Annotated in this window: 1 protein-coding gene; it reads right to left on the bottom strand. The window is 64.0% G+C overall.

Going from position 1 to position 286, the window contains the following annotated elements:
* A partial coding sequence (locus EN861_RS35755; protein WP_189343834.1) for a hypothetical protein occupies window positions 1-286 on the bottom strand: 286 nt, incomplete at both ends.

Here is a 286-nt window from a genome sequence, read left to right as displayed (position 1 = left end):
CGAGAGCCTGCTTCCCCTGTTCGGTGCGCTGGGCGATACCGTTGACGACGTTGAAAGTCTCGGCGGTAAGCTTGTCGCCGCCGCCTCGGATGACCGTAATCGTCTGGCCCAACGCCTCAACCTTGGCCTTCGTCGTGTCGGCAGCGGCTCCCGCATTGGTGAGTCCCGCGTTGGCATCGGTGCCAAGAGCCTGGAAGCCGGCACCAGCCTGGCGCGCTTGGAAGGCGGCATCGGTGATCTTACCGGTGAGCAGATCGAGGAAGTCCGCCGACGGCTTGATCTTGTC

Source organism: Mesorhizobium sp. M8A.F.Ca.ET.218.01.1.1, assembly GCF_004791165.1.
In the GTDB taxonomy this organism is placed as follows: Bacteria; Pseudomonadota; Alphaproteobacteria; order Rhizobiales; family Rhizobiaceae; genus Mesorhizobium.
The sequence above is the reverse complement of the archived record's forward strand: the minus strand, read 5'-3'. Positions and strand labels throughout refer to the sequence as shown.